Consider the following 6,871-nt stretch of genomic DNA (forward strand, 5'->3'; position numbering starts at 1 on the left):
ATGAATGTCCAGGACATTCGCAAGCAGTTTCCCATTTTACATCAAGAGGTAAATGGGAAACCTCTTGTTTACCTTGATAGTGCAGCAACGTCTCAGAAACCTACTCAAGTAATTGACGCAGTAGAGCGTTACTACAAGGAAATTAACTCAAACGTTCACCGTGGTGTTCATACGCTTGGAACACATGCGACAGATGCCTATGAAGGCGCACGTGAAAAGGTTCGTGAATTTATTCATGCTTCTTCAACAGAAGAAGTGATCTTTACTCGCGGAACAACCACAGCCCTTAATATGGTCGCTTCAAGCTATGGACGTGCAAATCTTCAAGAAGGTGATGAAGTTGTCATCACACCGATGGAGCATCACAGCAACATTATTCCATGGCAACAGGTTGTAAAAGCAACTGGAGCCACTCTAAAATATATTCCTCTTCAACCAGACGGAACAATTGCGCTGGAAGACGTTGAGAAAACGGTAACAGCAAACACAAAAATTGTTTCTGTTATGCAAGTTTCGAATGTGCTTGGGACAATTAACCCGATTAAAGAAATTGCCGCGATTGCGCACCGAAATGGCGCTGTTATGGTTGTTGATGGGGCTCAAAGCACCCCTCATATGAAGATTGATGTTCAGGATCTTGACTGCGATTTCTTTGCATTTTCTGGACATAAAATGTGCGGACCTACTGGGATAGGCGTCCTCTACGGGAAGAAAAAGCTCCTTGAAAACATGGAGCCATTTGAATTCGGTGGAGAAATGATCGATTTTGTTGGTCTGTATGATTCGACATGGAAAGAGCTCCCTTGGAAATTTGAAGGGGGCACACCAATCATTGCAGGTGCGGTTGGTCTTGGAGCTGCGATTGATTTCTTAAATGAAATTGGCATGGACAACATCCAACAGCATGAAACTCATCTTGCTAAATATGCTATGCAGCAGTTATCAACTATCGAAGGCGTATCCATTTACGGACCTGAAAAACGTGCTGGGGTTGTCACTTTTAATAGTGATGACGTTCACCCACATGATGTGGCAACCGTACTTGACACAGAAGGCATCGCTGTCCGCGCTGGACACCATTGTGCTCAGCCACTAATGAAGTGGCTAGAGGTATCGGCTACTGCGCGTGCTAGCTTCTATTTATACAATACTGAAGAAGACGTGGATACGTTTGTAGCCGGATTACGAAAAGCAAAGGAGTTTTTCGGTAATGTCTTTTAATAATCTAGACCAGTTGTATCGACAGGTCATTATGGATCATTATAAAAATCCAAGAAATAAAGGGGAGCTTGAAGAAGGCGCCCTTAAAATAAACATGAATAACCCTACATGTGGAGATACAATTCAGCTTCAGCTGAAAGTAGATGATGGGAAGATTTCGGATGCGAAGTTTATTGGAGAAGGTTGCTCTATAAGCCTGGCATCAGCGTCGATGATGACACAGTCAGTTAAAGGACTTGAAGTTGATCAGGCCTTGAAGCTATCCGGTATTTTCTCTGATATGATGCAGGGGAAAGAATATGAAGAAGAAGATTTCGATCTAGGCGACATTGAAGCACTTCAAGGCGTTTCGAAGTTTCCTGCTCGTATTAAATGTGCAACACTCTCCTGGAAGGCAATGGAGAAGGGTTTCAAGGAACAGGATGAAGCTTAACCCGCTTCCAGGTGTTGTCACCGCTTCTTTTTCATACTAGAATGATGGAAAGAGAACATCAGCCAAACACTGACATGTGTAATGTCAAGGAGGGAAATAAAATGGCTAAAAAAATGCCTGAAGTTGGCGAATACCAATATGGTTTTAGTGATAAAGACGTTTCGATCTTCCGTTCAGAGCGTGGATTAACTCCTGAAATTGTAAAAGAAATTTCTCGCATGAAGGATGAACCACAGTGGATGCTTGACTTCCGCTTGAAATCGCTTGAACATTTCTACAGCATGCCAATGCCTCAATGGGGCGGAAACCTTGCTGATCTAGATTTTGATGAAATTACGTACTACGTAAAGCCTTCCGAGAAGTCTGAAAGATCATGGGATGAAGTACCAGAAGAAATCAAAGCGACATTTGATAAATTAGGTATCCCTGAAGCTGAGCAAAAATACCTTGCGGGTGTTTCTGCACAGTACGAATCTGAAGTAGTTTACCATAACATGCAAGAAGACCTTGAGAACATGGGGATTGTGTTTAAAGATACAGATACTGCACTTAAAGAGAACGAAGATCTTTTTAAAGAGTATTTTGCGAAAACAATTCCTCCAACGGATAACAAGTTCTCAGCTCTTAACTCTGCTGTATGGTCAGGTGGTTCATTCATCTACGTTCCTAAAGGTGTGAAAGTCGATACGCCTCTACAAGCATACTTCCGAATTAACTCTGAGAACATGGGTCAGTTCGAGCGTACGCTTATCATCGCTGATGAAGGTTCTTCTGTACATTACGTTGAAGGTTGTACTGCACCGGTTTATACAACTAACTCTCTACACAGTGCTGTAGTTGAGATCATTGTTAAGAAGGATGCATACTGCCGTTATACGACGATTCAGAACTGGGCTAACAACGTGTTTAACCTTGTTACGAAGCGTGCAGTTGCGGAAGAAAATGCTACGATGGAATGGATCGATGGTAACATTGGTTCCAAACTTACAATGAAGTATCCAGCTGTTATCTTAAAGGGTGAAGGCGCTCGTGGTATGACGCTTTCCATCGCTCTTGCTGGTAAAGGACAGCACCAGGATGCTGGCGCTAAGATGATTCATTTAGCACCTAACACTTCTTCGACAATTGTTTCGAAATCTATTTCAAAACAAGGCGGTAAAGTAACATATCGTGGTATCGTTCACTTTGGCCGTAAAGCGGAAGGTGCTCGCTCAAACGTTGAGTGTGATACGCTTATCATGGATAACGAGTCTACTTCTGATACAATTCCTTACAATGAAATCCTAAACGATAACATTTCACTTGAACACGAAGCGAAAGTATCGAAGGTTTCTGAAGAGCAGCTCTTCTATCTGATGAGCCGTGGCGTATCTGAAGAAGAAGCAACTGAAATGATCGTAATGGGCTTCATCGAGCCATTTACGAAAGAACTTCCTATGGAATATGCGGTTGAAATGAACCGTCTCATTAAATTTGAGATGGAAGGTTCAATCGGTTAAGCTTCCATTTTAAACGAACCGGATCTTCCGGTTCGTTTTTTATATGTGAAAGTGTAAAGGGCTAAATCCTAATTGTTATTTCAAAATAGTATGAGGGATTTTCACTTGCTATTTTCGGGTAATGATATGAGAATAGAGAAAGAGAATCGAGATGAGAGGAAGAATTGCATGATTTACATAGGCGTAACAGGGTGGGGAGACCATGATGATCTTTACCCACCAGGTGTAAAAAGCAATGAAAAACTTTCGATATATGGTTCGCACTTTCCTACTGTTGAAGTTGATTCTTCCTTCTATGCTGTGCAACCAGAACGTAATTTTCAGAAATGGGTAGATGAGACACCAGAAGGGTTTCGGTTTGTCGTTAAGGCTTACCAGGGTATGACTGGCCATCAACGTGGGGATATTCCCTTTGAAACAAGAGATGAAATGTTTCAAGCTTTCAAGGAATCGGTTCGTCCCCTGCGAAATGCAGGAAAGCTTGCGATGGTGCTTTTTCAATTTCCTCCCTGGTTTGATGTGAATAAAGATAATGTTAACATCTTGAGGGACTGTAAACAGCGGATGGGAGATATTCCATGTGCGGTAGAATTTCGACATCAGTCCTGGTATCATGAAGCTTTTCGTGATAAGACGCTCTCATTTCTAGAGGAACAGGGTTTTATCCATACGATTTGCGATGAGCCACAAGCTGGCGAGGGATCGGTTCCTTTAGTGATGGAAACCCTAAACCAGGATCAGGTCCTTGTCAGGTTACATGGTCGAAATACAAATGGATGGACGAATCCAGGTAATCGCCATAACTGGAGGGAAGTTCGGTATTTATATGATTATAATCAAGAAGAACTCTTACAATGGAAGGAACAAATATTAGAATTAGAACGACAATGTAAAAATGTATTTATTTTATTTAATAATAATTCAGGAGGTCATGCTGCTAATAATGCTAAGGAAATGATTCAAATGCTCGATATTGAGTACACGAATTTAAATCCGAAGCAACTTGATCTCTTTGATTTATAAGGAGTATACCTATGGTGACGTGGTTCTTATTATTTATCATTGGTCTATTAGCAGGTACGATTGGAAGCCTTGTCGGTCTTGGGGGAGGCATTATTATCGTTCCTGTTCTTCTCATTATCGATCAATATACGAACTGGCTTTCTGATTTAACGCCTCAGAAAATTGTAGGTAGCTCGATCGTTGTCCTCGTCGTGATCGGTCTTTCCTCTACACTTGCTTACATGAAAAAGAAAAGCGTTGATTATAAAAGCGGAGCGCTTTTTTTTCTAGGAAGTGGACCAGGGGCTATTCTAGGGGCGTGGCTAAATAAATTTATTCAGGTTGATTATTTTTCCATTTATTTTGGGGTATTTATGGTGCTTGTTTCCATATTATTAATGGTAAGGAACCGTTTACGCCCTATGAAACTAAATGGTCAATTTGAACGAACGTATACGGATCCGAATGGGACAGAGATGAACTATAACTTTTCTGCCGTAGCAGCTGTTATTGTTTCATTTATCGTTGGGGTCATTTCAGGTCTATTCGGAATTGGTGGCGGCTCACTTATGGTTCCTGCCATGATTCTACTATTTGGTTTTCCAACATCGGTTGCTGTTGCAACCTCCATGTTTATGATTTTTCTTTCAAGTATAACGGGTACCCTGACGCATTTAGCACTTGGTAACATTCAGTGGTTTTTACTAATCGGTCTCATTCCAGGTGCATGGATTGGAGCAAAATGCGGTTCATTTATTAATCAGAAACTTTCGGACAAATCAGTGGTTGTTATTTTACGATGGATGTTAATTATTGTAGGTGTCCGATTAATCTGGCAGGGAACGATGGGATAAGAAAGGAAGAGTGTCTTGACTTCTAGAACATTACAATTTTATTATACAAACGATCTTCACAGTCATTTCGCAAATTGGTCAAAAGTCTCTTCATATTTGAAAGAGAAGAAGCGAATGCATGAGCTTCAAGGGACACCTTATCTCCTTCTTGATTTAGGAGATCACTCTGATAAGGTGCATCCAATGACAGAAGGAACTGTCGGCAAAGGTAACGTTCAGTTACTAAATGAGCTGGAATATGATTATGCCACTATCGGGAACAATGAGGGTATTACGTTTTCAAAAAAAGAACTAGAAGAGCTTTATTCAGACGCTAAGTTCGAGGTGATTGTCGCCAACCTCTATCATCAAGATGGTACAAGGCCTTCCTGGGCTGTACCTTACAAGATCCATGAGTTAAATGGCATTAAAGTAGGAATTATAGGTGTTACCATCCCTTATGAACAATTCTACTCACTACTTGGATGGCAGATTGATTCTCCATTCCATTTCTTACAGTCCCTCATTGATGAAGTACGCAGTCAATCAGATGTTGTCGTATTGATGTCACATATGGGCTTAGGTAATGATGAACAGCTAGCAAGGGAAATGAATGGGCTTGATGTTATTATTGGAGCCCATACGCATCATGTGCTGAAGCATGGCATGCTTGTAGAGGATACGCTTATTACTCAGTCTGGTAAAAACGGGAATTACGTTGGAGAAGTTTCGATTTGTTTTGATATGGAAACAAAGAAAGTGATTGAGAAGGAAGCATATGCGATAACCGTCCGGAATCGTAAAGAAGACGAGGAAGCGAAGGCGATGATTCAACAACTAAATATTGATGCACATAAGATGCTTGAAGAGGTCGTCTGTCGTCTTGAACAGCCTCTTGAATCTGAATGGTTTCAACGCTCGGTTCTAGCTGATGAGTTAGCTGCCGCTCTTAGAGAGTGGTGTGGAGCGGATATTGGCATGATTAACGCTGGTATGTTGCTTGATGGGTTACCAGAAGGAAATGTATCAAGAGAAGACCTTCATCGCATTTGCCCTCATCCTGTTAATCCTTGCAAAGTGGTGCTAAAAGGAAGCGAGTTACGAGAAATCATTTCTTATTCTATGTCAGATGAAATAGTGAATTTAAGTTTTAAAGGTCTCGGTTTCCGAGGAGAGGTAATGGGGATCATGGCATTCGATGGGCTTGAGGTTACCTCTGTCAAAATGGACGACGGCCTCTATCATGTAACAGATGTTTTTCACAACGGAAATAAGCTTGTTTCTGATGAAGAATATGCCGTTGCCACGGCTGATATGTTCACATTTGGGAAATTCTATCCTCAAATGAAGCATGCTAAAAAGAAATACTTTTTACCTGAAATGCTTCGAGATCTCCTTGCATGGCGTTTAGAAAATAGACATTAAAACTTTCAGTGTTTGATTGTCAAACATGCTCTTTGTCTCATATAGATATAGTGATATTCATTCAGGTCAGGAGGCGGGAATGACGTGATCACTATGTCACCAATCATGATTGACGGTCATCCTTTTACAGCGGTCAGTATGCAGCTTCCGAAAACGAATTTTCTAGCGGTCATGAATGACAATGGGTATATCATGTGCGGCGCACTCGATGTAGCCTTACTTAATGAAAAGTTAAGTGACCGAAAGATTATCGCAGGAAGAGCTGTTGGTGTACGGTCTATTGAACAACTGCTTGATGCACCGCTCGAATCTGTTACGCTTGAAGCAGAAGCGCGAGGCATTACGATTGGAACTAAGGGTAGAGACGCGATGCTTAAGATGATGTAAAGAAAGCCGTAGCACTTGCTACGGCTTTCTTTTCGATTATGAAACATTTAAGGCTCTATAATATTTGTTGG

At 41.3% G+C, this 6,871-nt stretch carries 7 protein-coding genes; all 7 read left to right on the forward strand.

Annotated elements, in window-relative coordinates; translation table 11 throughout:
- A complete protein-coding gene (locus ACIFPW_RS20800; RefSeq protein ID WP_430246989.1) occupies nucleotides 1-1,221 on the forward strand; it encodes a cysteine desulfurase in 1,221 nt (406 codons plus the stop codon).
- Nucleotides 1,211-1,654, forward strand: coding sequence for a Fe-S cluster assembly sulfur transfer protein SufU (gene sufU, locus ACIFPW_RS20805; protein WP_430246986.1), 444 nt, complete (start codon nucleotides 1,211-1,213; stop codon nucleotides 1,652-1,654). Before ACIFPW_RS20800 ends, sufU begins: the two co-directional genes overlap by 11 nt.
- A 101-nt stretch (nucleotides 1,655-1,755) precedes the next feature.
- Nucleotides 1,756-3,153: a Fe-S cluster assembly protein SufB gene (gene sufB / locus ACIFPW_RS20810; RefSeq protein ID WP_194218983.1), complete on the forward strand. Its 1,398-nt coding sequence runs from the start codon at nucleotides 1,756-1,758 to the stop codon at nucleotides 3,151-3,153.
- A 168-nt stretch (nucleotides 3,154-3,321) separates the two neighbouring features.
- Complete coding sequence (locus ACIFPW_RS20815) at nucleotides 3,322-4,176, forward strand: DUF72 domain-containing protein (protein ID WP_194218984.1); 855 nt, start codon at nucleotides 3,322-3,324, stop codon at nucleotides 4,174-4,176.
- A gap of 11 nt (nucleotides 4,177-4,187) precedes the next feature.
- A complete protein-coding gene (locus ACIFPW_RS20820) occupies nucleotides 4,188-5,009 on the forward strand; it encodes a sulfite exporter TauE/SafE family protein (protein ID WP_430246987.1) in 822 nt (273 codons plus the stop codon).
- A gap of 15 nt (nucleotides 5,010-5,024) precedes the next feature.
- Nucleotides 5,025-6,413 (forward strand): bifunctional metallophosphatase/5'-nucleotidase, encoded by a 1,389-nt coding sequence (locus ACIFPW_RS20825; RefSeq protein ID WP_430246988.1) that lies wholly within the window; start codon nucleotides 5,025-5,027, stop codon nucleotides 6,411-6,413.
- A 93-nt stretch (nucleotides 6,414-6,506) separates the two neighbouring features.
- Nucleotides 6,507-6,800 (forward strand): YunC family protein, encoded by a 294-nt coding sequence (locus ACIFPW_RS20830; RefSeq protein ID WP_430246990.1) that lies wholly within the window; start codon nucleotides 6,507-6,509, stop codon nucleotides 6,798-6,800.
- The last annotated feature ends 71 nt before the right edge of the window (nucleotides 6,801-6,871 follow it).

It is taken from the genome of Pseudalkalibacillus sp. NRS-1564, from assembly GCF_050467905.1.
Lineage (GTDB): Bacteria > Bacillota > Bacilli > Bacillales > Guptibacillaceae > Guptibacillus > Guptibacillus hwajinpoensis_B.